At 58.5% G+C, this 25,653-nt stretch carries 20 protein-coding genes and 2 pseudogenes; 13 read left to right on the plus strand and 9 right to left on the minus strand.

Features of this window, described 5'->3' with window-relative positions:
- Nucleotides 1-62: 62 nt before the first annotated feature.
- Nucleotides 63-1,412, plus strand: a pseudogene (locus tag FQ185_RS00110) (IS1182 family transposase); the annotation flags it as partial.
- Here the strand turns inward: FQ185_RS00110 and FQ185_RS30935 are convergent.
- Nucleotides 1,366-1,563, minus strand: a pseudogene (locus FQ185_RS30935) (hypothetical protein); the annotation flags it as partial. The pseudogenes FQ185_RS00110 and FQ185_RS30935 sit on opposite strands and share 47 nt — an antisense overlap.
- 225 nt (nt 1,564-1,788) lie before the next feature.
- On the opposite strand from FQ185_RS30935, the gene FQ185_RS00120 reads away from it, so the two are divergent.
- A complete protein-coding gene (locus tag FQ185_RS00120; protein ID WP_149415659.1) occupies nt 1,789-4,176 on the plus strand; it encodes a DUF3772 domain-containing protein in 2,388 nt (795 codons plus the stop codon).
- Between the two features lie 9 nt (nt 4,177-4,185).
- On the opposite strand, the gene FQ185_RS00125 is transcribed toward FQ185_RS00120, so the two are convergent.
- From FQ185_RS00125 to FQ185_RS00150, 6 genes are all read right to left on the minus strand, one after another.
- Entirely contained in the window at nt 4,186-5,796 is a 1,611-nt protein-coding gene (locus tag FQ185_RS00125) for a gamma-glutamyltransferase family protein (RefSeq protein WP_149415660.1), read from the minus strand.
- Between the two features lie 32 nt (nt 5,797-5,828).
- Nucleotides 5,829-6,608: an amino acid ABC transporter ATP-binding protein gene (locus tag FQ185_RS00130; protein WP_149415661.1), complete on the minus strand. Its 780-nt coding sequence runs from the start codon at nt 6,606-6,608 to the stop codon at nt 5,829-5,831.
- 2 nt (nt 6,609-6,610) lie between these two features.
- Complete coding sequence (locus FQ185_RS00135) at nt 6,611-7,378, minus strand: amino acid ABC transporter permease (protein ID WP_149415662.1); 768 nt, start codon at nt 7,376-7,378, stop codon at nt 6,611-6,613.
- A gap of 11 nt (nt 7,379-7,389) precedes the next feature.
- Nucleotides 7,390-8,196 carry an ABC transporter substrate-binding protein gene (locus FQ185_RS00140; RefSeq protein ID WP_149415663.1) on the minus strand — a complete coding sequence of 269 codons (807 nt, stop codon included), beginning with the start codon at nt 8,194-8,196 and terminating at the stop codon, nt 7,390-7,392.
- An 82-nt stretch (nt 8,197-8,278) separates the two neighbouring features.
- Nucleotides 8,279-8,947: a GntR family transcriptional regulator gene (locus FQ185_RS00145; RefSeq protein WP_149415664.1), complete on the minus strand. Its 669-nt coding sequence runs from the start codon at nt 8,945-8,947 to the stop codon at nt 8,279-8,281.
- Nucleotides 8,948-9,179: 232 nt separating this feature from the next.
- Nucleotides 9,180-10,094: a helix-turn-helix domain-containing protein gene (locus FQ185_RS00150; RefSeq protein ID WP_149415665.1), complete on the minus strand. Its 915-nt coding sequence runs from the start codon at nt 10,092-10,094 to the stop codon at nt 9,180-9,182.
- Nucleotides 10,095-10,255: 161 nt separating this feature from the next.
- Here FQ185_RS00150 and FQ185_RS00155 point away from each other — a divergent pair, with 161 nt between their 5' ends.
- The 10 genes from FQ185_RS00155 to FQ185_RS00200 all read left to right on the plus strand — a co-directional run bounded on the left by FQ185_RS00155 (nt 10,256) and on the right by FQ185_RS00200 (nt 21,555).
- Entirely contained in the window at nt 10,256-11,614 is a 1,359-nt protein-coding gene (locus tag FQ185_RS00155; protein WP_149415666.1) for a glutamine synthetase family protein, read from the plus strand.
- Between the two features lie 151 nt (nt 11,615-11,765).
- Nucleotides 11,766-12,854 carry a polyamine ABC transporter substrate-binding protein gene (locus FQ185_RS00160; protein ID WP_149415667.1) on the plus strand — a complete coding sequence of 363 codons (1,089 nt, stop codon included), beginning with the start codon at nt 11,766-11,768 and terminating at the stop codon, nt 12,852-12,854.
- Nucleotides 12,851-14,152, plus strand: a complete 1,302-nt coding sequence (locus tag FQ185_RS00165) for an FAD-binding oxidoreductase (RefSeq protein WP_149415668.1) — start codon at nt 12,851-12,853, stop codon at nt 14,150-14,152. The genes FQ185_RS00160 and FQ185_RS00165 overlap by 4 nt, the downstream gene beginning before the upstream one ends.
- Nucleotides 14,153-14,258: 106 nt before the next feature.
- Nucleotides 14,259-14,855 (plus strand): paraquat-inducible protein A, encoded by a 597-nt coding sequence (locus FQ185_RS00170; protein WP_149415669.1) that lies wholly within the window; start codon nt 14,259-14,261, stop codon nt 14,853-14,855.
- Nucleotides 14,852-15,508, plus strand: a complete 657-nt coding sequence (locus FQ185_RS00175) for a paraquat-inducible protein A (protein WP_149415670.1) — start codon at nt 14,852-14,854, stop codon at nt 15,506-15,508. Before FQ185_RS00170 ends, FQ185_RS00175 begins: the two co-directional genes overlap by 4 nt.
- Nucleotides 15,489-17,144 carry an intermembrane transport protein PqiB gene (locus FQ185_RS00180; RefSeq protein WP_149415671.1) on the plus strand — a complete coding sequence of 552 codons (1,656 nt, stop codon included), beginning with the start codon at nt 15,489-15,491 and terminating at the stop codon, nt 17,142-17,144. Before FQ185_RS00175 ends, FQ185_RS00180 begins: the two co-directional genes overlap by 20 nt.
- A 17-nt stretch (nt 17,145-17,161) precedes the next feature.
- Complete coding sequence (locus FQ185_RS00185; protein ID WP_149415672.1) at nt 17,162-17,722, plus strand: membrane integrity-associated transporter subunit PqiC; 561 nt, start codon at nt 17,162-17,164, stop codon at nt 17,720-17,722.
- Nucleotides 17,723-17,872: 150 nt separating this feature from the next.
- The gene (locus FQ185_RS00190) at nt 17,873-18,886 is read left to right on the plus strand and encodes an iron ABC transporter substrate-binding protein (protein ID WP_149415673.1); all 1,014 of its coding nucleotides are present in this window, start codon (nt 17,873-17,875) and stop codon (nt 18,884-18,886) included.
- A 3-nt stretch (nt 18,887-18,889) separates the two neighbouring features.
- Nucleotides 18,890-20,488 (plus strand): iron ABC transporter permease, encoded by a 1,599-nt coding sequence (locus tag FQ185_RS00195; protein ID WP_149415674.1) that lies wholly within the window; start codon nt 18,890-18,892, stop codon nt 20,486-20,488.
- On the plus strand, nt 20,485-21,555 hold the full coding sequence (locus FQ185_RS00200) for an ABC transporter ATP-binding protein (RefSeq protein ID WP_149415675.1): 1,071 nt from the start codon (nt 20,485-20,487) through the stop codon (nt 21,553-21,555). Before FQ185_RS00195 ends, FQ185_RS00200 begins: the two co-directional genes overlap by 4 nt.
- 9 nt (nt 21,556-21,564) lie before the next feature.
- Here FQ185_RS00200 and xerC read toward each other — a convergent pair whose 3' ends face one another.
- The gene (gene xerC / locus FQ185_RS00205) at nt 21,565-22,503 is read right to left on the minus strand and encodes a tyrosine recombinase XerC (protein WP_371926591.1); all 939 of its coding nucleotides are present in this window, start codon (nt 22,501-22,503) and stop codon (nt 21,565-21,567) included.
- A 588-nt stretch (nt 22,504-23,091) separates the two neighbouring features.
- Between xerC and FQ185_RS00210 the strand changes: the two genes are divergently transcribed.
- Nucleotides 23,092-24,471, plus strand: a complete 1,380-nt coding sequence (locus tag FQ185_RS00210) for a UDP-glucose/GDP-mannose dehydrogenase family protein (protein ID WP_149415676.1) — start codon at nt 23,092-23,094, stop codon at nt 24,469-24,471.
- 18 nt (nt 24,472-24,489) lie between these two features.
- Here the strand turns inward: FQ185_RS00210 and FQ185_RS00215 are convergent, their stop codons facing one another.
- A complete protein-coding gene (locus FQ185_RS00215) occupies nt 24,490-25,455 on the minus strand; it encodes a LysR family transcriptional regulator (RefSeq protein WP_149415677.1) in 966 nt (321 codons plus the stop codon).
- Between the last annotated feature and the right edge of the window lie 198 nt (nt 25,456-25,653).

A 25,653-nucleotide genomic window follows, 5' to 3' on the forward strand; every position in this document is an offset into this window, starting at 1 on the left:
TGTAAAAACGCCTCCGCGAACCCTTGCTATGATTTCTGAGGATTTCATCGCAGGGATCGCCCATGAAGCGCTTTATCCAAGGTGAACATCGAGGCCAAGGCACCTTACTTCCCGAGAACCTCGACGACTACGTCAGCGATACCAATCCGGTGCGTGTAGTCGACGTCTTTGTCGACGAACTCGACCTGGTCAAGCTGGGTTTTGACGGTGCCATCCCAGCCGATACTGGCCGGCCGGCTTACCACCCCGCGATCCTGCTGAAGATCTACATCTACGGCTATCTCAACCGCATCCAGTCGAGCCGACGTTTGGAGCGAGAAGCCCAACGCAACATCGAACTGATGTGGTTGACCGGGCGTTTGATGCCGGACTTCAAGACGATCGCCAATTTCCGAAAAGACAACAGCAAAGCCATCAGAGGGGTCTGTCGCCAGTTCGTTGTGTTGTGCCAGCAGTTGGGACTGTTCGGAGAACATCTGGTCGCCATCGATGGCAGTAAATTCAAAGCAGTCAACAACCGCGACCGCAATTTCACCAGCGCCAAACTGAAACGGCGCATGGAAGAAATTGAATCAAGCATCAACCGTTACCTGGCGGCACTCGATGCTGTCGATCGGCAAGAACCAACAGCTTCCGAGCCCAATGCCGTGCGGCTGGAAGAGAAAATCGCCAAGCTCAAAACTCAAATGAAGGAGCTTCAGGCGATCGAAATCCAGCTCAATGAATCGCCGGATAAACAGGTCTCACTGACCGATCCAGACAGCCGCTCCATGATGACGCGCGGCACAGGAATCGTCGGCTACAACGTGCAGACAGCGGTCGATACGCAGCACCATTTGATCGTTGCGCATGAAGTGACCAACGTCGGTTCCGACCGCGATCAACTCAGCTCGATGGCCAAGCAGGCCCGCGAGGCGATGGCGTCAGGTTCGTTGTCGGTAGTGGCTGACCGAGGTTACTTCAAAAGCGAACAAATCCTGGCTTGTCACGATGCAGGCATCACCGCCTATGCGCCCAAGCCGATGACCTTTGGAGCCAAGGCTGACGGGCGTTTCAATAACGATGCCTTCATCTGTGACGCGGCAAAAAACGAATACATTTGTCCGGCTGGCGAGGCGCTGATCTGGCACTACTCCTACGTTGAAAAAGGCCTGAAGTTGCATCGTTACTGGAGTTCGAAATGCCAGGGTTGCGCGTTGAAGTCGCAATGCACCCCGAGCACGGAACGACGAATTCGACGCTGGGAACATGAAGCTATACTGGAGGAAATGCAGGCCCGGCTGAGCAATGCACCGGAGATGATGCGAGTCCGAAAACGGACTGTTGAGCATCCCTTCGGGACGCTCAAACAATGGATGGGTGCGACGCACTTCCTGACGCGAAAGCTGGCTGGGGTGAGTACGGAGATGAGCTCTGACTGGCCGCCACGCTATGACAATCATTGATATCCAGCTGGATTTGTTGCGAAGTCTGCCCCTTCAGCGGCACGACGGTTTCCGCCCATCCCTGGGTCGACGAAACCGACAATGCGACGCACAGGCTTATGAATGACAGCTTGCTCATGATGACCTCCGACAGGGCCCGGCACTCTGCAAGAACACTGGGTCGGTAGACAGCTGACGACTGATTCCGGGCTTGATTCAGCACCAAAGAGTGTAGATCACCCATCACTCGCCCTCCTCCCCGGTTTTGAGTGACCTTGCCCGTCCAAACGATTCTTTTCGGTCGTTTTGGCCTGATGACCTAACCTCATAGGTTGAGCGATTAACAATAGAGCCGAGCACTCCTATGCGTAATGCATTGAAGTTAATGATTTTCGTCGCGCTCACGCTGCTGGGACCGGGTTGCGGAGTCGTGTCGGCCGCCGATATGCCAGTGCCTTCAACTTCCACGCCAGGCGTATCGTCTTTTGCCGTCTCCCAGAGTGATCTGCAAGCACTGCAAATTCGGCTTGACCGGATCAAGCAACAGGCTTCGCTCGCCAATAACCTGACCCAGATGGTCGGTCTGCAAGATTCGGTTCAATTGTTTATCAGTGATGTGGATAGCCTGCAGTCATCGCTGCTGCCCGAACAGAAGCAATTACAAGCCCAGCTTGACGTTTTGGGCCCCGAATCGGCAGGCGATGTCGCGTTAGAGAAGTCTGATATTGCGACCCAAAGGGTCTATCTTTCCGAACAAAAGAGAACAGTCGATTCCACCTTGAAAACCCTGGCCGCGCTGAGAGCAAGTGCTGCCGACCTCATCACTCAGATTGTCGGCTTTCGCCGTAACCTTCTGGAAACCGAAGTCACGCTTCGCAGCGGCAGTATCCTGGGGCCGGGGTTTTGGGCACCGTTGTTCAACCCGCCATTAGAGGACCGTCAGCGGCTACGCGCCTTCTTCGAGCAGGCTGGCAGCGTCATCAAAACCGCCTGGCAACCCGGCGAAGGTCTGTTTACCACGGCACTGATTGTGCTGGCCCTGGCTATTTGGACCTGGGGTCGAAGGTTCGCGGAGCGCGGGCTGACCTGGGTGTGCATTCACCGAATGCCTGAAGGACGTTTGCGTCGCAGTTCGCTTGCACTGGCGACAGTCGTGGCCACGGTATTGACCGCCGCCTGCGCGATGCACCTGCTGTTTTATGCACTCACTCGACAGCTGACGTTGTCACCCATGATGCAAAACTTTGCCGATGAATTCGAAAAACTCTTCTATACCTGCGTCCTGATCACCGGTTTAAGCCGGGCGCTGCTGTCGATCCAGCATCCCTCCTGGCGGCTACCGTCCATCGCCGATCCCGTCGCACTGGCGATGAAACCCTTTCCCAGACTATTGGCCGCAACGCTTCTGGTGCTGGTAGGGCTGGCGCAAATCTCCAATGTCACCGGGATGAGCACCCCGGCCATACTCTTCGGTCGAGGCTTTATCGCGCTCGTTGTCACGCTGATTATTGGTGCTTTATTCCTGCATGCCAGCAAAGCCCGAAGAGCCGTGGCGGCTACCGGTGAAGCTCCGGAATCGAGTACCACCCTCGCCGGCCTGATTTATTCCTTCGCCAGCATTGCGATTGTGGCATCGCTGTTTGCGCTGTTGATCGGCTATATATCCCTGGCAAGGTTCATCACCTATGAACTGGTCTGGGGGTTCACCATCCTGTCCGGTTTCTACTTGCTCATTCAGCTGCTCAAAGACAGTTGTGAATACCTGTTTTCACCCAAGAGCCCCAGCGGAAAAGCACTTAAACAATTGCTCGGGATTGGCGATGTGCGCCTTGAGCAAGTGTCGATCATTTTGTCCGGCGTGGGTCGGGCTGCACTATTGCTGCTCGCCGTCATTTCACTGTTTGTGGGTGGCGTAGGAACGACACTCGGGCAACTGGTCACCCAAACGTTCGCCATCCTCGGCGGTGATGGCTTGCGCAAGCTGAATATCATCCCGGGCCACTTGCTTAACGCGCTGCTGGCCCTGTTGATTGGTATCTACCTGATTCGCTCTCTGCGCCGGTGGCTGGATAACGAATTCCTGCCCAAAACCGACATGGACCCCGGCATGTGTGCCTCCCTCAGCACACTCTTCGCCAACATCGGCTACGTCCTGGTCTTTCTGCTGGCGTTGTCGTCACTGGGAGTGAAGTGGACCAACCTCGCCTGGATCGTCAGCGCCCTGTCGGTGGGTATTGGTTTCGGCTTGCAGGAAATCGTCAAAAACTTCGTCTCCGGCCTGATTCTCCTGACCGAACGTCCGGTCAAGGTCGGCGACTTGATCAGTATCAGCGGCGTGGAAGGTGACATCCGGCGAATCAATGTCCGGGCCACCGAAATACAACTCAGCGACCGCTCGATTGTCATCGTGCCGAACTCTCAATTGATCTCGCAAAACTTGCGCAACGTAACGTTGGGCGGAAGTGCGCAAGGTGTGGCGACACTCGAACTGATGTTCCCTCTGGACATCAACCCCGAGCAAGTACAAAACCTGTTGTACGACACCTATCGTGAACACGAGACCATCCTTGATAAACCGGCCCCGTTTGTCCGATTCAGCAAACTCTCCCCCGAAGGCATCACGTTGACGGTCACCGGCTACGTCAGCAGCCCGAGAATCGTGGGCACGACCAAAAGCGATCTGCTGTTTGAGATATTGAAGCGGCTGGGCGCAGCCGGCATAGAGCTGGCGAAACCTGCGCCCGTCGCCTGATCGATGGGCTCAATACACCGCGATATGCGAGTCCGTTCTCGGCTCGGTGCCACCGCACAACACGCCGGTATCAGGATCACGCAAGATGATTTGCCCACGCCCGTAACTGGTCAAGTCACACGCCACTTGCACCTCATGCCCGCGCCGCGCCAAGGCTGCGGCCATATCCCGCGAAGCGCCCTGCTCGATACCGACCTTCAGTCCTCCCAGCCACTGCCAGCGTGGTGCATCCAGCGCGGCTTGCGGGTTCAGACCGAAATCCACCAGGTTCATGACCATCTGCACGTGCCCTTGCGGTTGCATGTAGCCGCCCATCACGCCAAACGGCCCCATCGGCACGCCATCCTTGCTGAGAAACCCCGGGATGATGGTGTGGAAGGTCTTCTTGCCCGGCGCCAGACAGTTCGAATGCCCGGGATCGAGGCTGAACTCTTCGCCGCGGTTTTGCAGGGCGATGCCACTGTCGGGCAACACAACGCCGGAACCAAAGCCGTGGTAGTTGCTCTGGATGAACGAAACCATGTTGCCTTCGGCGTCGGCGGTGGCCAGGTACACCGTGCCGCTGGCATGCGGGTCGCCCGGTTGCGGCGCCACAGCCTGATCGCCGATCTGTGCCCGACGGTGCGCGGCATAGGTTTCGCTGAGCAAGTCATCGACCGCGACTCGCATATGCTCCGGGTCAGTGATGTAGTGCAGACCGTCGCTGTAGGCGAGTTTCATGGCCTCAAGCTGACGGTGCCAGGTCTGCTGACTGTCGCGGTGATCGAAGTCGAAACCCTCCAGAATCTTCAAGGTCATCAATGCGACCAGCCCCTGACCGCTCGGCGGAATCTCCCAGACGTCATAGCCCCGGTAATTGGCCTTGATCGGGTCGACCCACTGGGCGCGATAATCCTGTAAATCATCGGCGCGCAAATAACCGCCCGTGGCACGGGAGTACGCATCCAGCCGTTGCGCCAGAGCGCCGCGATATAGGCTTTCGCAGCCTGTGGTCGCCAGTTCCGACAACGTCCGGGCCTGGGCCGGGTTGCGAAACATCTCGCCGGCGCGGGGTGCCCGGCCATCGATCAAAAAGGTCTCGAACCAGCTGTCGAGCACTTCGTTGCGGCTCGGGGTGAAGTCCTCCAGCGCGGCTTGCCATTGCAGGGCAACCACCGGCGACACCGGGAAGCCATCTCGCGCCAGGCTGATCGCCGGTTGCAACAAATCAGCAAAGGGCAGACGCCCGAAACGCTTGGAAAGCTCGGCCCAGGCCGACGGGCAGCCCGGAATCGTCACGGGGGTCCAGCCATGCAACGGCATTTTTTCGTGGCCGGCGGCTTTCACCGCGTCGATGCTAAGGGCTTGCGGTGCCGAGCCGTTGGCATTCAAACCGTGCAACTTGTTTTGCGTCCAGACCAGCGCAAAGGCGTCGCCACCAATGCCGCAACCGGTCGGCTCAACCACCGTCAACGCCGCGGCCGTGGCAATCGCCGCGTCGATGGCATTGCCACCCCGACGCATGATTTCAATCCCCGCTTCGGCGGCCAGTGGCTGGGAGGCGGCGACCATGCCGCGTTTTGCGAAAACACTTTGACGTTGCGAGGCGTAGGGATACTCATGGGCAGAAAATTTAAACATGACAGGACTCACACAAAAGGAATTTTTCGGGCTCACAACACCCGACTGAGAAAGGCGCGGGTACGGGCATGACGCGGTTGGCTGAAGATCTGCTCGGGCGGGCCTTGCTCAATCAACTCACCTTGATCGAGCACCACCACTCGGTCGGCCACCTCGCGGGCAAAGCCCATTTCATGGGTCACCACCACCATGGTCATGCCCTCTTCGGCCAACTCCTTCATCACCTGCAGGACCTCGCCAACGGTCTCCGGGTCCAGGGCGCTGGTGGGTTCGTCGAAGAGCATCGCCTGAGGCTTCATCGCCAATGCCCGGGCGATGGCCACCCGCTGCTGTTGACCGCCGGACAACATCGATGGGTAGTGATCGGCCTTCTCGGCCAGCCCGACGCGCTTGAGCAGCGCCCGCGCCTGTTCCAGTGCCGCAGGGCGGGACACACCCAGCACATGAATGGGCGCTTCGATGATGTTTTCCAGTGCCGTCATGTGCGGGAACAGGTTGAAGCGCTGGAACACCATGCCGATGTCCCGGCGCTGTCGGGCAATATTGCGCTCCGAGTCCCGTACCAGGCTGCCGTTGGCCCGGGTGCGATAACCCATGGGCTGACCACTGACGCGGATCTGCCCGGACTGAATGTCTTCAAGCAAGTTGATGCAGCGGATAAACGTGGTTTTGCCGGAACCGGAGGCGCCGATCAGCACCACCACTTCACCGCGTCGAACCTGCAACGAGATGCCTTTGAGAATCTCCAGATCACCGAAGGACTTGTGAATATCCAGCGCTTCGATGACCAGTTCTTCACTCATGTGCGCCATGTTCAACGCCCTCTCAACAGTTTCATGGTGTTGCGGCCGAACATTCGACTGGCGGCCGCTGCCGGTCGATCAGACTGCCCGAAACGCGCTTCAAGCCAACGCTGGAAAAAGCCCCAGAGTGTGGTCAGCACCAGGAAGTAAATGGCGACCACCAGATACAACTCGAACACCCGGAAGGTCGCCGATGTCACCATTTGTGTACTGAGCAGCAGCTCCTGCACACCGATAACGCTGACCAGCGTGGTGTTCTTGAGCATCACGTTGAACTCGTTGCCCAGCGGCGGCACGATCACCCGGAACGCCTGAGGCAACACAATGCGCCGCATCAATTTGCCAAAGGTCATGCCCAGGGAACGCCCGGCTTCGTACTGGCCCTTGTCCACCGCGCCGATGCCCGCACGGATGATCTCGGCCATGTACGCGCCTTCGTTGAGGCCCAGTGCGATGATCGCTGCCTGGATATTGCCGGGCACGATGAACCAGCCCAGGTCCAGGTCTTCGAAGCGAAAAATCCCCCCGGCCGCCAGTGCCGTGTACAGAAAAACGATCTGCACCAGCAACGGCGTGCCGCGCATCAGCCACACGTAAAAACGCACCGGGTACTGCAACAACGGATTACGCGACAACTTCATCAACGCCGCGACCAGCCCCAACACACAACCCAGCAGCATGGCCGATACGCTAATCAGGCAGGTCAGCCAGAGCCCGGTCAAGTAGACATCGCTGGGCTGCAACAGGTACTGCCAGAACACATCCCAATTGAAATTCATCGAGTCGGTCCTCAGTCCAGTTTGTCGCTGTCGACATGCCATTTGCTGAGCAGCGCAGCGTAGCTGCCATCAGCGCGCATGCCTTGCAGGACTTCGGTCAAGGCAGCCGTCAGCTGCGGATCGTCTTTACGCACGCCAAACCCGGTAAGAATCCGGTTGAACGCCGGCACTGCCGACTGGAACAGGTCAGGAGCGAGTTGTTGATAGTGCCCGGCGGACTCCACTGTGGTGCCGAAGGCGTCCACCTGATGGATGCGCAATGCCTGGAAGGCATCGGCGTCGACGTTGTAGATCACCAGTTTCATCGGCGCCTTGCCGGCCGCTTCGAGTTTTTCGTTCTCCTTGCCGAGCAGCACACGGATCGTTGAACCGTTGCTGACCGCGACCTTCAGGCCCGACAGGTCCTCCAGCGTGCTCACTGATTTCGGGTTGCCTTTGGGCACCACGATCGACTGACTGGAGTACATGAAATTAACGATATTGATCACTTCGCGGCGTTCGGGCTTATCGAACAGTTGATCGACGATCATGTCGCATTGCTGCGCGAGCAGCGCCGGGATGAGGCCGGCGAAAGGAGAGATGCGCCATTCGACTTTCTTGTCGCCCAGGCGCTTGGCAATCGCCTCGCCCATGTCCACCTGAAGACCGACGGGCTTTTGTTTCATGTCGAAAGACACCAGGGGTGGCGAGTCCATCCCGGAGCAATAAACGATCTTCTCGCTCTTGCTTAATCGTTCGGAAAGTTCGGGGACGGCCAGCGCCCATTGTGAGCAGAGACTTAAGGCAAGAACAGCAGCTAACGCGCAAGGCTTGTGCATGGCAATACTCCCAGTTATGTCAGGTAACGAGGTGCTACTCAAGGTCACAACAACCGCAAAATCGCTTGGCAAAAAGGCCCTTTTATTGATGAGCCTCAAGAAACTGAATCAATCGCGGAATCGTCCCTTCGATGTGCTCGCAGACCACCGTCGCGGCTTTGTCCGGGTCACCTGAACGCAACGCGGCGACAATCGAGGCGTGTTCATCCCGGGCGCTACGGAGTTTGTCGGCGTGCTGCAGCCACAGGCGCATGTGCGGTTCGATCACCGAATACAGCGCCGAAATCTGCCGCATCAGCCGGGGTCTTTCGCTCAGGCTGCACAGGTATTCATGGAAGGCGCGGTGACGGCTGACCCACTCGGCGCCGTCTTCGCGGTAGTCGTCCATCTCATCGAGCAAACGCTCCAGATGGCTGAAATGGCGCTCGGAGAGTTTCGTCACGGCCACCCGGATGGCGAGGCCTTCCAGGGCGCTGCGCATTTCGAAAACCTCACGCATTTCGTCGATGTTCAAGCCCCGGACGATGGCGCCGCGATTGGGCCGCAGCGTTACCAGGCCGTCGGCATCCAGACGCCGGAACGCTTCGCGAACGGGCATTCGGCTCATGCCGATTTCACCGGCGATGTCCTCGGCAATCAGCCGCTCCCCGGTGCGGTAACGTCCTTTGCAGATGGCCTCAAGAAGAAAGTTGTAGGCCTCCTCTTCGGCGGTGATGGGTTGGCGCTCGGTGTAGACAGGGGCAAATTTCATCAGGTGCACCTTTTGTATTTTTGTATCCAATTATCCATAAAGCCAAAAAAGCACATTGCATGCCATCTTCCGCGAATGCCATTCAGGTGCTTGATTCGATTGATTTATTGATGATTTAGAGCGTAGACAAAGCCGTTTGCCGGCTTAGGAGAACGGGGCAAAACGCCCCATCGGGTAGCCTGCCGACACGAAAAGAGTGCAGACAGGTAACACCGGTCACAGGATTGAAACATTACGAGGGGTGCCGGCTTGTACGCTTGAGCGTTTCGCTCGGCAATTCCTTGAACAACGCCCGATAGCTGCTGGAAAACCGCCCCAGATGCCAGAACGAGCACTGCATCGCCACTTCGGCAACGGTGGTTTCGTTCGGTGTACGGCTGAGCAATTCACGATGGGCGCTGTTGAGTCGGCGCAAGCGTAGCCAATGGGTTGGCGTCATACCGGTGTAGGCCTTGAACGCATGCTGCAATTGACGCAGGGAAACCCCGGCAACCTGGGAAAGCTGCAACAGGTTCAGGGTTTCTTCCGGCGAATCAGCCGCCCATTCACCAATGCGCTTCATCACCGAGCGCTCTTCGGTCCGGCGCTGTAACCCACCGCGATCAAGGCAAACACAGGCGTTGTCGAGGATGTACAGACAGTCTTCCAGCAACTGCTGAGTCAACGCCTCCTTGCTTGGCGGGTCCAGCGTCTGCGCCAGCCGGGTCAACGTCCCGCTCAGCCAGCGGCTGAACAGCGCGTTCTGTCCCGAATTCAGTGGCGCCATGAACAACCCTTCAAGCATGGCGACATTCAGGCCATGACGCTGCACGAAGTCCGGGCCGAACACCACGGCGATCTCCTGGTAGTTCTCCGGGGTGATCCAGATGTTGCGGCTTTCACCATTGAGGACGTAAAGCGAGTTGTCACTGCGATCGAAACAAAACGCCAGCGAGCCTTGCGGGGCGCTGAAATTCTGCTCGACCCGGGTGTTCATGTGCTCCTCGTAAATCTCCACGCCTTGCAGGTCGAGATAGCGCACCCGTCCGGCGAAATGCCCCGGTGACATCTGCTGGTAATGCTGCACCCAACCCGGCGTGGCGCGGATTTGCTCGACCACATCGGCGGTATTGAACGCTTGAACTTGTAAGGCGTTGCACGTTGTCATGGGAGACCTTACGCACTCGTTTGGTGCGTTTTGGTGCTGTTGAAAGTGGATAGATGGAACCGCAAGGCTCGCCCAAGATAGTCGTCAACGCGCCTCGGGGGAAGTGTGTGGTGGATGAAACCAGCCTCCCCGGCGTCAATAAAACCAATAACGAGGTCTCTATGAATGTCCCTTTCGATCAGCTGTTCACGTGGCTGAAAGATCACAAGATTACCGAAGTCGAGTGTGTCGTCAGCGACCTGACCGGCATTGCGCGCGGCAAAATTGCACCCACCAACAAGTTCCTGCATGAGCGAGGCATGCGCCTGCCGGAAAGTGTGCTGTTGCAAACGGTAACCGGGGACTTTGTCGACGACGACATCTACTACGACCTGCTCGACCCGGCCGATATCGACATGGTCTGCAAACCCGTGGCCGACGCGGTGTACGTGATTCCATGGGCCATCGAGCCCACCGCCATTGTGATTCACGACACCTTCGACAAGTTCGGCAACCCCATTGAGCTGTCGCCACGCAACGTGTTGAAGAAAGTCTTGCAGCTTTACACCGACAAAGGCTGGAAGCCGATTGTCGCGCCGGAAATGGAGTTTTACCTGACCCAGCGCTGCGAAGATCCGGACTTGCCGTTGAAGGCGCCGCTGGGTCGTTCGGGCCGTGCGGAAAGCGGCCGGCAGTCGTTTTCCATCGACGCCGCCAACGAATTCGATCCGCTGTTCGAAGACGTCTATGACTGGTGCGAACTTCAGGGCCTGGACCTCGACACACTGATCCACGAAGACGGCCCGGCGCAGATGGAAATCAACTTCCGTCACGGCGACGCACTGGATCTGGCCGACCAGATCACCGTGTTCAAACGCACCCTGCGTGAAGCGGCGCTCAAACATAATGTGACCGCTACCTTCATGGCCAAACCGATCGGTGATGAGCCTGGCAGCGCCATGCACATTCACCAGAGCGTGGTGGACATTGCCACCGGCCAACCGATCTTCGCCCATGCCGACGGCACTATGAGCGAGCTGTTCCTGCACCACATCGGTGGGCTGCAAAAGTACATTCCCAAAGTGTTGCCGATGTTTGCACCCAACGTGAACTCGTTCCGACGTTTCCTGCCGGACACCTCGGCGCCGGTGAATGTCGAATGGGGCGAAGAAAACCGTACGGTCGGTCTGCGCGTGCCAACGTCCACCCCGGATTCGATGCGCGTGGAAAACCGTTTGCCGGGGGCCGATGCCAACCCTTATCTGGCTATTGCGGCGAGTTTGTTGTGTGGCTATCTGGGCATGGTCGAGCGCGTCGAGCCGAGCGCTGCGGTGCAGGGTCGGGCTTATGAACGCCGCAACTTGCGCCTGCCGATCACCATCGAAGATGCCCTGAGGCAGATGGAAGAGTGCGAAACCGTATCGCGCTATCTGGGCAGCAAGTTCGTTCGCGGTTATGTCGCGGTCAAGCGCGCCGAGCACGAGAACTTCAAGCGCGTGATCAGCTCCTGGGAGCGTGAGTTCCTGCTGCTCAGCGTCTGAGACCTGATTTGTCCGCACGGGCCCCTTCGCGAGCAGGCTCGCTCCCACATTTGGAATGCATTCCCCTGTGGGAGCGAGCCTGCTCGCGAAGACGGCCGCCAGAACACCAAAGAAACTCCGGAAGAATCCAATAACGACAAGAGGTGTCGAAATGCGTCTATTGAAATCAGTGGTTCCGCTCGCGTTGACGTTGTTGTGCAGCGCCGTTGCTCAGGCTGAGCCCACTGTGAGCGTCTACAACTGGACCGATTACATCGGCGAGACCACCCTCGTCGACTTCCAGGCGAAAAGCGGGATCAAGGTGATCTACGACGTGTTCGACTCCAACGAAACCCTGGAGGGCAAATTGCTCGCCGGTCGCACCGGCTATGACGTGGTGGTGCCGTCCAACCACTTCCTCGCCCGACAGGTGAAGGCCGGTGCATTCCTCAAACTTGATCGTTCGCAGCTGCCTAACTTTAAAAACATCGACCCGAAACTGCTGGAGCTGCTGGAGAAAAACGACCCGAGTAACGAGCATTCGGTACCGTACCTGTGGGGCACCAACGGCATCGGCTACAACGTCGACAAGGTCAAGCAAGTGCTGGGCATCGATCGCATCGACTCCTGGGCGGTGTTTTTCGAACCCGAGAACCTGAAGAAACTCAGCCAGTGCGGCGTGTCGATGATGGATTCGGCCGATGAAGTGTTTCCGGCAGTCCTGAACTACATGGGCATGGATCCGCGCAGCGAGAATCCTGAGGACTTCAAGAAAGCCGAAGCCAAGCTACTGACCATTCGTCCTTACGTCACCTACTTTCATTCTTCCAAATATGTGTCGGACCTGGCCAACGGCGACATCTGTGTGGCCTTCGGTTACTCGGGCGACGTGTTCCAGGCCGCCAACCGGGCCAAGGAAGCGAAGAACGGCGTGAACATCGCCTACTCAATTCCCAAGGAAGGCAGCAACCTGTGGTTTGACCTGCTGGCGATTCCGGCAGACGCCAGCAACCCGAAAGAAGCTCACGCCTTCATCAATTACCTGCTTAATCCACAAGTGATTGCCAAGGTCAGCACCTCGGTCGGTTATGCCAACCCGAACACGGCCGCCAAGCAGTACATGGATGCCGAACTGGTGAACAACCCTGAGGTTTACCCTCCCCAAGAAGTCCTCGACAAACTGTACATCTCGACCACCCCGCCCCAGGCGATCATGCGTCTGATGACCCGTTCCTGGAGCAAAGTGAAATCCAACAAATGAATCAGTACAGCAACGAACATACTCACTCCTATTACGCCGCGTCGGTTAATGAAATGGCGCCCTACCCCACGCTGGCATCGGACCGGGTGGCCGATGTCTGCGTGATCGGTGGCGGTTTCACCGGGGTCAACACCGCCATCGAACTGGCCCAGCGCGGGCTCTCGGTGATCCTGCTGGAAGCCCGGCGGATCGGCTGGGGCGCCAGCGGGCGCAACGGTGGTCAGTTGATTCGCGGTATCGGTCACGACGTCAGCGGTTTCGCCCGCCATGTAGGGCAGGAAGGCGTGCGTTATCTGGAGCGCGCCGGGATCGAATCGGTGCAAGTCGTGGGCAATCGCATCCGCGAACACGCCATCGATTGCGACCTGCGCTGGGGCTTCTGCGAACTGGCCAACACCAAGGCGCAGTTCGCAAGACTGAAGGCTGAACACGAGGGGCTTCGCGAGTCGGGTTACGCCCATGAAACCCGGCTCGTCGGACCCGAGCAGATCCGCCAGCAAGTGGTGGCATGCGATGTCTATGCCGGCGGCCTCATCGACATGGGTTCAGGGCACTTGCACCCACTCAATCTGGTCCTCGGCGAAGCGCGGCTGGCGCAATCCCTCGGCGTTCAGATCTTCGAGCAGAGCCCGGTGCTGGAGTTGATCCATGGCCCTACCACTCAGGTTCGCTGTGCCGGTGGCACGGTTCGCGCCGGCAGCCTGGTGCTGGCCTGCAACGCGCACCTGGAAGAACTCGAACCGCACCTGAGCGGCAAGGTGCTCCCGGCGGGCAGCTACATCATTGCCTCCGAACCGTTGGCGCCTGAGGTTGCAGCGCAATTGATCCCGCAGAACCTGGCGCTGTGCGACCAGAAAGTCGGCCTGGATTATTACCGGCTCTCGGCGGACCGGCGCTTGCTGTTCGGAGGTGCCTGCCATTATTCCGGGCGGGATCCGGCAGATATAGCGGCCTATATGCGGCCACAAATGCTCAAGGTTTTCCCGCAACTGGCGGACGTGCGCATTGACTATCAATGGGGCGGCAAGATTGGCATCTCCGCCAATCGCTTCCCCCAGGTCGGGCGTTTGAGCCAGCATCCGAACGTGTTCTACGCCCAGGGTTACTCCGGCCATGGCCTGAACGTGACCCACTGGTGCGCGACGCTGTTGGCCGAAGCGATCCATGCCGGACACAGTCAAGGCTTCGACGTGTTCAGCGCCGTGCCGCACATGACCTTCCCCGGTGGCCCGATGTTGCGTTCGCCGCTGCTGGCCCTCGGCATGTTCTGGTATCGCCTGCGCGAGTTGCTTGGCTGACGCCCTCCCCCAACTGATCGTTTGAGTCTTTCGATTTGCTCAATCGTGAGGCACTTCTATATTGAGGGAGTGCTCATCACTTCCTGCCTCCTGTCGAGCTTGGCCTATGGCAACGACTGAACAGCTGATCATCTGCGAGCACTGCGACTGCGTGTATGAAAAAGTCACGCTCGCCAAACATCAGAAAACCCTCTGTACACGCTGCGGCGGCGTGCTTCAGCGCTATAACGGTCTGACGGTGGAGCAGCGTCTGGCGTTGAGCTTCACCGCGCTGGTGGTATGGATTTTCACCAATTTCTATCCGGTGATGAGCATCAGCCTCAAAGGCCTGAAAAACAGCGCCACGCTCTGGGATTCGGTCCTGGCCCTGAGCCACGGACCCATCACGTTCATTGCGATGGTGGCGGCGATCGCGATGATCATCGCGCCGATTTTCCAACTGGTGCTGCTTATCTGGGTCCTGAGCTTCGCCCTCGCACACCAACGTTCTCCCGGATTCAGGTTCTGCATGCGCTGGCTGGAAACCCTCAGGCCCTGGAGCATGCTGGAGGTCTGTCTGCTGGGCGCAATGGTCGCCGTCATCAAACTCGCCGGGTTGCTGGATGTGTTGCCCGGCATCGGTCTGTTTGCCTTGGCAATTCTCAGCCTGATGATGATCCGTATCGCCGGGCGCGACGTCCGTGACCTGTGGGACACGTTATGAAAAGGCCTCCGGTGGCGAGCGAACTTAATCTGTGCCTGTGTCACAGCTGCGGGCTGGCCTGTGACATGACACTCGAACCCCACGAATGCGAGCGTTGCGGCGCGCCGCTGCATCGATACAAAACCAACTCGCTCGCCCGGACCTGGGCCTACATGTTCACTGCCCTGGCGTTTTACGTCCCGGCCAATCTGCTGCCGGTAATGAACACCCAGATGGTCGGCAACGGCGCCGACAGCACGATCATGAGCGGCGTGCTGGAGTTCTGGCAGCACGGCGCCTGGGACATCGCCCTGATCATTTTTATCGCCAGTATCGCGGTGCCGGGCATCAAGTTCGTCGCCCTGACGCTGCTGCTGGTGACCGTTCAGCGCGGCAGCCAATGGGCGCGCAAGGAGCGGTCAAAAATGTACCGTTTCGTCGAGCTCATCGGTTACTGGTCAATGCTCGATGTGATCGTGGTGGCGCTGGTGGCCGCACTGGTGAAGTTTCAAGCCCTGGCCGATATCGAACCGCGCCCGGGCATTCTGTTTTTTGGTCTGGTGGTGGTGTTCACCATGCTGTCAGCGATGAGTTTCGACCCGCGCCTGATCTGGCAAAAAGAACAGCAAAACCCACAAAACGAGGAGGTCACGGATGAAGTCGCAAGCCACTGACGGGCCGCAAGCCCCCGGCCACGCCCCGATCAAGACTCGTCGTTTCAGCGTATCGCTGGTATGGATCGTGCCAATTGTGGCCGTGCTGGTGGGGATCTCGCTTGTCGTGCACAGCCTTATGCAGGAAGGCCCGACCATCACCGTCACGTTCAAGACCGGTAGCGGCCTGACCGCCAACAAGACCGAGGTCAAATACCGCAACGTGGTGATCGGCCAAGTCTCGGACGTAGAACTGAGCGACGATCAGAAAAGCGTCAACGCCACGATCAAACTGGCCAAGCAAGCGGAAAGTTTCACCCGTGAAGACTCGCAATTCTGGGTGGTGCGACCGCGTATCGGCGCCGGCGGGGTTTCGGGGATCGATACCCTGCTGTCCGGCGACTACATTGGCGCCGACATCGGCCAGTCCAACGCCCGCGCAAAAAACTTCACCGGTCTGGAAAACCCGCCACCCATTACCTATGGCGAGCCGGGCAAGCGTTTCACCCTGCATACCCAGGACCTCGGTTCGCTGGATATCGGCTCCCCGGTTTATTACCGCAAGATTCCGGTCGGCCAGGTGGTGGCCTATGCCCTGGATGCGGACGGCAAAGGGGTCAACATCGAAGTCTTCATTCATTCGCCCAATGATGCTTACGTCACCGAAAACACGCGGTTCTGGAACGCCAGCGGGATCGACGTGAATGTCGGCGCCAACGGCTTTTCGGTGAAAACCGAGTCGCTATCTTCCATCCTGGTGGGCGGCATCGCCTTCCGCGCTCCGGAATACAGCCCCAACGATCAACCGGCCGCAGAGGCAAAAGCGTTCGACCTGTTCGAAGATCAGCTAACCGCCCTCGCCCCGCCCAGCGGCAAGGGACAGTTCTTGAGTTTGCGTTTCGATCAGGCCTTGCGCGGGCTCAGAGTCGGGGCGCCGGTGGAATTCCTTGGCATCGAGTTCGGCAGAGTCGTGTCGGTCAATCTGGATTTCGACGCGAAAAAACGCAGTTTCCCGGTCAATGTCGGCATCGTGATCTATCCGCAACGGCTCGGACAGGCCCACATCAAAATGCTCAAGGTCTTGAAGCATGACCCCGAAGACGAAGCCGCGGGCGTACGCCTGATCGGCAGCTTCATCGACAACGGCCTGCGGGCTCAGGCTCGTAGCGGCAACCTGTTGACCGGTCAGCTGTACATCGCGCTCGACTTCTACCCCAAAGCGGAGAAAGTCGTGTTCGATCCGACTGCCCGGCCGGTCTCTATCCCGACCATTCCTGGCAGCCTGGAACAGTTGCAGGAAAAACTCGAAGGCATGGTCAACAAGATCAACCAATTGCCGATCGAGCGCATAGCCGGCAACCTCGACAGCAACCTCGTCGAACTGCGCAAAGGGCTTGCCCAATTCAACGCCAAGACCCTGCCCGGCGTGCAGACCACCCTCGCGGACGTCAGCAAGACCCTGCAATCGGCCAGTTCGACGCTTGCCGAAGACTCACCGCAACGTGAACAGTTGACCCAGACCCTGGACGAACTCGGACGCATGTCGCGCTCCTTGCGTGAACTCTCGGATTACCTGGGACGGCATCCGGAATCGCTGATCCGCGGCCGACCCGACAATGCCGCGCCAATGGATCTGCAAGGGCCACCACGCAAATGACCACAGGAGCATCACCCATGGCTTTTCCGCTGAAGATCACCTTGGTCGCTGCGTTGCTGCTGCTCGCCGCTTGTCGCAGTGATCCGATTCAGTTTCATACCCTGATTCCGGCGCAACCGGGCCTTGCTGCGCGCAACAGCGGTGCGGAAATCCAGATTGAGGGCATCAGCGTCCCGCCCCAGGTCGATCGTCCACAGATCGTCATTCGCCAGGGCAACAGTGGCATGGCGATTCTCGAAACGGAGTGGTGGGCCGCGAGTCTGGTGGATGAATTGCGCAGCGCGCTGATCGATCAAATGGTCAACAGCAATCCTCGGCGCAACGTGTCGGTGCGGTTAGACGTGCAGCGGTTTGATTCGATTCCCGGTCAATATGCATTGATCGACGTCAAGTGGCGCCTGCGCAATCTGAGCGAGGGTGATGCTGGGCTCCTCACCTGCCGCAGCACTTTGCAGACGCCTTCAGGCGCTTCCATCGATGAGTTGGTGGCGGCGCAACAAAACAACGTCAAACGCTTGGCCGCGCTTATTAGCCAGGCCGCTGGCGGAACACAAAAAGGATGTCCATCGGTCCAGTGATTTGTCGTTTTTTTCTCGTTGGGGCCTTTACATTTGCCGCGCCTTAAACATGCAAATGATTCGTATTGATCTACACTGATCGACGACCTTCCCCGTTGGTTCTGTCGAATCTGCGTGCTCGATTCTAAAAAAAACAGGAGCTGTCACTGCATGATTTCTCACATCCCTTCTTTCCTGAAAAAAGCACTGTTGGCCACCGCGCTGCTGAGCGCCGGTCACGTGTATGCGGCCGATGCCGACGGCATTGTGGTCTACAACGCCCAGCACGAAAGCCTGACCAAAGCCTGGATCGAGGGCTTTACCAAGGAAACCGGCATCAAGGTCACCGTGCGCAATGGCGACGACACCGAGATGGGCAATCAGATTGTGCAAGAAGGCGCCGCCTCGCCGGCTGACGTGTTCCTGACCGAAAATTCCCCGGCGATGGTGCTGGTCGACAACGCGGGGTTGTTTGCACCGGTTGCGCCGACAACCCTGGAACAGGTTGACGCAGCCTACCGCCCGGCTCATGGCAAATGGGTGGGGATCGCCGCGCGTTCCACGGTGTTTGTCTACAACCCGAGCAAACTGCCTGAAGCCGAGTTGCCCAAGTCGCTGATGGACCTTGCCGGTCCGGACTGGAAAGGTCGCTGGGGCGCGTCGCCGGCCGGTGCCGACTTTCAGGCCATCGTCGCCGCCGTGCTCGAACTCAAGGGTGAAGCCGCGACCCTCGAATGGTTGAAAGGGATGAAAACCAACTTTACGGCGTACCGAGGCAACAGTGCGGTGCTTAAAGCGGTCAATGCCGGTCAGATCGACAGCGGCGTGATTTATCACTATTACCGCTTCGGCGATCAGGCCAAGACTGGTGAAAACAGCAAGAACACCGCCTTGCACTACTTCAAACACAAGGATCCGGGCGCCTTTGTCAGCCTCTCCGGCGGCGGCGTTCTGGCGTCCAGCAAACACAAGGACCAAGCCCAGGCATTCCTCAAGTGGGTGACCGGCAAAGACGGCCAGGCCATCCTTAAAACCGGTAACTCGTTTGAATACGCCGTGGGCAAGAACGCTGAGTCCAACTCAAAACTGGTGCCTTTGCCGCAACTCGACGCGCCAACAGTCGATGCCTCAAAACTCGACAGTAAAAAAGCCGTGGAGCTGATGACTCAGGCCGGGCTGCTTTAATTGATGCCTGAAACCCTGCCAGCGAATGTTGCCGAGGCGATACCCGCGAACTTGCGCCGAAGATCCCACGGCCTCTTTGCAGGCCGCGGTGGCGCGTGGGTGATCGGTACGGCGGCGCTGGTTTCGCTGCTGGCGCTACTGCCGATTGCCTTCGTCATCGGCGTATCCTTCCAGACGGGCTGGGCAACCCTTGTGCCGCTGGCATTGCGGCCAAGGGTCGGCGAGTTGCTGATCAACACCGTGTTGCTGGTCGTGCTCACCATTCCCTTGTGCGTCACGTTGGGCTTGGCGCTGGCGTGGCTGACCGAGCGCACCGACATACCGGGACGGCGCTGGTGGTCGCTGCTGGCGACCGCGCCGCTGGCGGTTCCGGCCTTCGTTCACAGCTATGCCTGGGTCAGTCTGGTGCCACCGATTCATGGGTTGTTCGCCGGGGTTCTGGTCTCGGTGATCGCCTACTTCCCCTTCCTGTATTTGCCGATTGCAGCGACCTTGCGCCGGCTCGATCCGGCCATCGAAGATGTCGCCGAATCGCTGGGCCTCAAGCCCTGGGCGGTATTTTTCCGGGTGGTGGTGCCGCAATTGCGCCTGGCAATCTGCGGCGGCGCCTTGCTGGTTGGCCTGCACTTGCTGGCCGAATATGGCCTGTACGCGATGATCCGCTTCGACACGTTCACCACGGCGATCTTCGACCAGTTCAAATCCACCTTCAACGGGCCTGCCGCCAACATGTTGGCCGGCCTGCTCGCGCTGTGCTGCCTGGCAATGCTGACCGTCGAATCCGCGGCTCGTGGCAACGCGCGTTATGCCCGGGTCGGTTCGGGAAGTGCCCGCGAGCAGCGGGTCGTACATCTGAAAGCGAACACAGCCGCACTCGCACTGACCTTGCAAATCGTCACCTGTGCACTGGCGCTGGGTGTGCCATTGCTGACCCTGAGCAAGTGGCTGATCGCGGGTGGTACGCAAGTCTGGCAGATGACCGAACTGTTGCCGGCGCTAGAGCAGACACTGCTGTTGGCTGTCTCGGGGGCTGTTTTGACCACGTTGGCGGCTATCCCGATTGCCTGGCTGTCGATTCGTTCACCGGGCCGACTGCAGCGAATCCTGGAAAGCTGTAATTACATCACCAGTTCGTTGCCGGGCATTGTCGTGGCCCTGGCACTGGTGACCATCACGATTCATTTTGCCCGGCCGATTTACCAGACCACCGTTACGGTGTTGCTCGCGTATCTACTGATGTTTTTGCCCCGTGCGTTAGTGAGCTTACGTGCCGGTATCGCCCAGGCACCGGTGGAACTGGAAAACATGGCCCGCAGTCTCGGTCGCTCACCCGCCCGGGCACTGTGGCTGATCACCTTGCGTTTGGCCGCACCCGGGGCTGCCGCGGGCGCGGCGCTGGTGTTTCTGGCGATCACCAATGAATTGACCGCCACGCTGCTGCTTGCCCCGAACGGTACACGCACCCTGGCCACCGGGTTCTGGGCCATGACCAGCGAAATCGACTACGCCGCCGCTGCACCCTACGCCCTGCTGATGATTTTGCTGTCGCTTCCGTTGACCGGACTTCTTTATCACCAATCCAAACGAACGGCTGGCCGATGAACGCTCTTGAACTGCACTCGATCTGCAAGACCTACGGTTCCCAACGAGCCCTGGAAAACATCAGCCTGTCGGTACCGACGGGCAGTCGTACGGTGATTGTCGGCCCTTCAGGTTCGGGCAAGACCACCTTGCTGCGGATGATCGCCGGCTTCGAATTCCCGGACACGGGGCGTCTTTCACTCAATGGCCAAACGCTCGTCGACAGCACGCATGAGGTGCCGGCGCATCAACGTTTGATTGGTTATGTTCCCCAGGACGGCGCCCTGTTCCCGCACATGACCGTGGCCGCGAACATCGGTTTCGGGCTATCGATCAAGGGCCGTGCAAAACAGGAGCGAGTCGCAGAGTTGATGGACAGCGTGGCGTTGGATGCAAACATGGTCAACCGTTGGCCCCATGAGCTTTCCGGCGGCCAGCAACAACGCGTGGCACTGGCGCGGGCGTTGGCGCAACAGCCGCGCTTGATGTTGCTGGACGAGCCGTTTTCGGCCCTCGATACAGGCCTGCGCGCCGCCATGCGCAAATTGGTCGCGCGGCTGCTGGCTGACGCTGGCGTCACCACCATTCTGGTCACCCATGACCAGAGCGAAGCGTTGTCATTCGCCGATCAGCTGGCAGTGATGCGCCAAGGCCGGCTCGTGCAATCGGGGCATCCACTGGATCTGTACCGCTACCCTGATGACGAACAAACCGCACTGTTCCTCGGCGAAGCCGTGGTCATGCCCGCCAGAATTGAAGCGGGCTGGGCCCATTGCGACCTGGGTCGGATACCGGTCAACAACCACAGGAACAATAAATCAGCGCAGATCATGTTGCGGCCCGAACAGTTGCAGCTGGTCAGCATTCAGCCCGGTCCCGCAGAGGCTGCCGGGTGTCGCGCGTTGGTGACCGAGCGGGATTTCAGCGGCAATACCTGCACGGTGACCGTGGAGCTAGAGTCGCTTGTTTTCGGGGCTCCGCCAGGTCGATCACTCATGGTGCGCAGTTCGGGCATGTATGCGCCACCCACGGGTAGCGCGGTTCACGTCTCAACGATCGGCCATGCGCATGTCCTGAGCGAAGCCTGAACCTGTGCGTCAAAGATCGAAGCGATCAACCGCCCGCCGCCGCTCGTTGTCATCGCGCACATCGTAGTTGGCTGTCGTCTGGATATTGCTGTGATGGGCGAGTTTCTGGGCGATCGACAAGTCGTACTCCTCAATCACTCGAGTAATGAACGAGCGTCGAAAGTCATGCGGCATGATTTTCACCCCGACCTGCGCGCCCCGTTGCCGGGCAATGTAATAGATCGCGTGCTTGGTGATGCGCTCGCGGGTGATGTGACTGCCGCGGCGGATGCGGTTGAACAGGAACGAATCGTCCACTTCACCCTCCTTCAGTAGCGAGCGCCGCAGCTCCAGCCAGTCATTGAGTTTGGCGAACGCCCAGGCCGGTGCGTACTTGATCAATTGCTTGTTGCCCTTGGCGGTCACACGAAGGCTGCGCTCGGCGAAATCGACCTGGTTCAGGTCCAGGTTCACCGATTCCGATTTGCGCATGCCCGAGCCATACAAAATGCCGATGATCGCCGCATCCCTCAACCCTTGTGGCCGTGGATCGGCAGCGCAGACCGCCATCATTTCCTGGATCAGCGTGCGCCTGAGGTTGCGCCCCTGTGACAGCCGGGTTCCGGCAATCCCCTTGACCGAGCGCATTTTCAGCAGGTGTTCCTGACTGATCAGGCTCATGCGCCACGCTTCGTTCATCACCCCGCGCACCGCGTTGACGTACAGCGAAGAGGTGTTCGGTGCATAGCCGTCGGTGCGCAAGGTGGCCACCAGCGCGATGACATCTTCCGGTTGCAGGTTGTGCCAGGGAATCTCCTCGACGTTCATGTCTTCAAAGCCCAACCGGTCAGCGGCGTCCTGCAACACATAACGCATGGTCAACTGGCTGGAGGGCGCCAGACGTGCCAGGTACAGGGTCAGCGGGTTGGTCTTTGAGGGAATGGAGTCGGTAGCGGGTAAGTCAATCAAACGAAACGGCCTTAAGTGGAAAACAGTTCATTAAACAACTAAGGATTGAAACATCCTTCATATAACGCGGAACACTTCTGTAGGAATTTCCACTAAAAAACTCGATGAACGGCAGAAGTCTGAACAGTGACTGTATGACTTTCAGGTAAGCAATTCACCCACCGGTTTTTTCATGCCCCTTTCACAAAACCAGACATAACCTTCAATCAATCCAGTGAGCCTCGGTGGGCTCCCAACCTGCCGGCCACGGCTGTAAATGTCAAATACAGTGTGCGTCTGGCCGTTAGCTAAATCATTGAAATCACGTTTCTTTCGGCATTGGCGCTGAAGGATGGCTTACGCCCGAAAGTTCTCCAGGAGCCAGGCTTTTCCCCGTTGTCCCGTTCCAGTACCGGCGATGAAGAAACTGCCGTCGTAAAGCAAGTATTGCGTTTCGCTCAATACAGCCGCGAGGCCGTGGCTTGAGGTCTGAAACGTCCGGACGTGGCGTTGTACAGCACGATAGACGAATTGAAATATGACCCCGCCTATCCTGACGCCGCCCCCCAACTCTCGCCCTGCTCTCGCGTCCGAACTCAGGAGTGCCCCATGAAAATCAGTGTATTTGGTAGCGGTTACGTTGGCTTGGTGCAAGCGGCTGTCCTGGCTGAAGTCGGCCACGACGTGGTCTGCATGGACATTGACGAGCGCAAAGTCGAACGGCTGCAACAAGGCCACGTGAGTATTTTCGAACCGGGGCTGGCCAGCCTGGTGCGCGAAAGCCTGGAGGCCAATCGTCTACAATTCACCACTGACGAGAAGTTTGCGGTGCAGCATGGCCAAGTGTTGTTTATCGCCGTCGGCACACCGTCGCGGGACGATGGTTCGGCGGATCTGCGTTATGTGCTGTCGGTGGGCGAAGCCGTGGCGCGTCATCGTGAACACCCGGTGATTCTGGTGGAGAAATCCACCGTGCCGGTGGGCACCGGCGATACCTTGCGCGCGCACATCGACAAGTGCCTGATCAAGGTTGGCCGGCTGCTGCAGTTCAATATCGTCTCCAACCCGGAGTTTTTGAAAGAAGGCTCGGCCGTCGCCGATTGTCGGCGTCCGGACCGGATTATCATCGGCTGCGAAAGCGATGATGTGCGTGACGTGATGCGCGACCTCTACGCACCCTTCAACCGCAACCATGACCGGATCATGTTCATGGACCTGCGCAGCGCCGAGCTGACCAAATACGCCGCCAACTGCATGCTGGCAACCAAGATCAGCTTCATCAACCAGATCGCCGAACTGGCCGAGCACCTGGGCGCTGACATCGAATCGGTGCGCCTGGGCATCGGTGCCGACTCGCGCATTGGCTACCACTTCATCTACCCCGGTTGCGGTTATGGCGGTTCGTGTTTTCCCAAGGACATGCGCGCGCTGATCCACAGCGCCGAAGAAGCCCATTGCTCCAGCGACCTGCTGCAAGCGGTGGAAGCCATCAACCAGCGGCAAAAACACAAACTGTTCGAGCGTATCAATGCGTTCTACAAAGGCGATTTGCGTGGCAGGACCTTTGCCGTGTGGGGCCTGGCATTCAAACCGAACACCGACGACATGCGTGATGCACCGAGCCGGGTGCTGCTGGAATCGCTGTGGGCAGCCGGGGCCAATGTCCGCGCGTTCGACCCGGAAGCGATGCAGGAAACCCAACAGCTGTATCCCGATGAGTCCCGATTGATGCTGATGGGCACGCCGGAATCGGTATTGGCCGGCGCTGATGCCCTGATCATTTGCACCGAGTGGCAGCAGTTCAAGGCGCCGGATTTCGACCTGATCCGGCAGCGACTCAACGCACCGGTAATCTTCGACGGACGCAACCTGTACGACGCCGATCGACTGGCCCGCGCCGGTTTCATGTACTTCCCGATGGGCCGTGGTGAGTCGCGCAACTTGCCGATTCCGCATCAGCAGTGGCCCGCTGCTTCGGTCGTCGCTTGAATGCGATGTGAACCGCTATCAGAGCGACGCCTTCAAATCGACCCCCAACGCCTGGGCAAACGCCTTGACCAGCGGACTGCGCACAGTGTTGTGACGAAGGATCAGATTGAACGGGGTGATGATGTTGATCAGGTCCGGGCGCACCGCGCGAAATTGTCCCTGAGCGACCATCGATGCAGCGTAATGCTGTGGTAGAAAACCCACGAAACGCCCGGTCTTGATCAACAATGCCACCGCTTCGACCTGGCTGGCCGAGGCGGAAAAGCTGTCGTAGTAGGCAAAATTCAGTTTGTCGCGATGAATCGCATAGCGGTGGTTGATGCACTCGTAATCCTTGAGCACATGACTGCCGATTTCTGCGTCCGGCACCGTGAATAACGGATGACCGACTGCGCAATAAACTTCGGAGCGTTCTTCATAAAGCGCGTAGTAATCAAACTCTTCGCGTTTCTGATACACCGGCACGATCCCCGCCACTAACCGTCCCTCTACCACGCCTCTTTCCACCTCATCCAGCTGAGAGGCTTGAAGTTGAAACCTGACTTTAGGCGATGTCTCATTAATTATTCTAAGCGCAGCAACTAACGGGGAATTAGCATCGGAAATCGTATTATCAATAACCCCCACGCCAAGATCACCGATCAGTTCGTTCTGCGCTGAACTAAGCCGATCACGAAAGTTGTCGACCGAGGCAAACAAATCGATCGACGCCTGATACACCAGACTGCCTTCTTCGGTCAGGTGAAAGCCCTCCCGCCCTCGGGTACACAGGCGCATGCCGATGCGAATCTCAAGGTCGGAGATCTGTTTGCTGATGGCTGCCAGCCCCACATTCAGTTCATTCTGGGCCGCACTGAACCCTCCGGCCTCGACCACCGCCTTGAACACTTTGAGCAACTTGAAGTCCAGACCGCTGAGGGTCAGCGGTGCCCGATGTGCCGTTTTCGGTGGCGGGTTTCCGGAATTGGAAAGTGGGGTTTCCATAATGCTTATTTACCTCTGGTGCCCAATTCAACACTCTGTGCTCAACAACAAAAATAGTGCTGGCCAATAATAATGAACACAGAAAACCAGGCTTGGCAACCGCTAATAAATCCCGCACATCAGTGCCAACTCACTGATTTCGAACTACTAAAAGCTGACACTTCGATCAGCTCTCGCACGCTGCAACTGCCCTCTTGA

Source organism: Pseudomonas sp. ANT_H12B (genome assembly GCF_008369325.1).
Classification (GTDB): domain Bacteria; phylum Pseudomonadota; class Gammaproteobacteria; order Pseudomonadales; family Pseudomonadaceae; genus Aquipseudomonas.

Excerpts from the sequence above, each read along its gene's own strand:
- FQ185_RS00125 (WP_149415660.1), bottom strand. The coding sequence starts at position 5,796 with ATGTTTAAATTTTCTGCCCATGAGTATCCCTACGCCTCGCAACGTCAA.
- FQ185_RS00170 (WP_149415669.1), top strand. The coding sequence starts at position 14,259 with ATGGCAACGACTGAACAGCTGATCATCTGCGAGCACTGCGACTGCGTG.
- FQ185_RS00210 (WP_149415676.1), top strand. The coding sequence starts at position 23,092 with ATGAAAATCAGTGTATTTGGTAGCGGTTACGTTGGCTTGGTGCAAGCG.
- FQ185_RS00120 (WP_149415659.1), top strand. The coding sequence starts at position 1,789 with ATGCGTAATGCATTGAAGTTAATGATTTTCGTCGCGCTCACGCTGCTG.
- FQ185_RS00150 (WP_149415665.1), bottom strand. The coding sequence starts at position 10,094 with ATGACAACGTGCAACGCCTTACAAGTTCAAGCGTTCAATACCGCCGAT.
- FQ185_RS00185 (WP_149415672.1), top strand. The coding sequence starts at position 17,162 with ATGGCTTTTCCGCTGAAGATCACCTTGGTCGCTGCGTTGCTGCTGCTC.
- FQ185_RS00215 (WP_149415677.1), bottom strand. The coding sequence starts at position 25,455 with ATGGAAACCCCACTTTCCAATTCCGGAAACCCGCCACCGAAAACGGCA.
- FQ185_RS00160 (WP_149415667.1), top strand. The coding sequence starts at position 11,766 with ATGCGTCTATTGAAATCAGTGGTTCCGCTCGCGTTGACGTTGTTGTGC.
- FQ185_RS00130 (WP_149415661.1), bottom strand. The coding sequence starts at position 6,608 with ATGGCGCACATGAGTGAAGAACTGGTCATCGAAGCGCTGGATATTCAC.
- FQ185_RS00155 (WP_149415666.1), top strand. The coding sequence starts at position 10,256 with ATGAATGTCCCTTTCGATCAGCTGTTCACGTGGCTGAAAGATCACAAG.
- FQ185_RS00175 (WP_149415670.1), top strand. The coding sequence starts at position 14,852 with ATGAAAAGGCCTCCGGTGGCGAGCGAACTTAATCTGTGCCTGTGTCAC.
- FQ185_RS00195 (WP_149415674.1), top strand. The coding sequence starts at position 18,890 with ATGCCTGAAACCCTGCCAGCGAATGTTGCCGAGGCGATACCCGCGAAC.
- FQ185_RS00145 (WP_149415664.1), bottom strand. The coding sequence starts at position 8,947 with ATGAAATTTGCCCCTGTCTACACCGAGCGCCAACCCATCACCGCCGAA.
- FQ185_RS00190 (WP_149415673.1), top strand. The coding sequence starts at position 17,873 with ATGATTTCTCACATCCCTTCTTTCCTGAAAAAAGCACTGTTGGCCACC.
- FQ185_RS00135 (WP_149415662.1), bottom strand. The coding sequence starts at position 7,378 with ATGAATTTCAATTGGGATGTGTTCTGGCAGTACCTGTTGCAGCCCAGC.
- FQ185_RS00140 (WP_149415663.1), bottom strand. The coding sequence starts at position 8,196 with ATGCACAAGCCTTGCGCGTTAGCTGCTGTTCTTGCCTTAAGTCTCTGC.
- FQ185_RS00165 (WP_149415668.1), top strand. The coding sequence starts at position 12,851 with ATGAATCAGTACAGCAACGAACATACTCACTCCTATTACGCCGCGTCG.
- FQ185_RS00180 (WP_149415671.1), top strand. The coding sequence starts at position 15,489 with ATGAAGTCGCAAGCCACTGACGGGCCGCAAGCCCCCGGCCACGCCCCG.
- FQ185_RS00200 (WP_149415675.1), top strand. The coding sequence starts at position 20,485 with ATGAACGCTCTTGAACTGCACTCGATCTGCAAGACCTACGGTTCCCAA.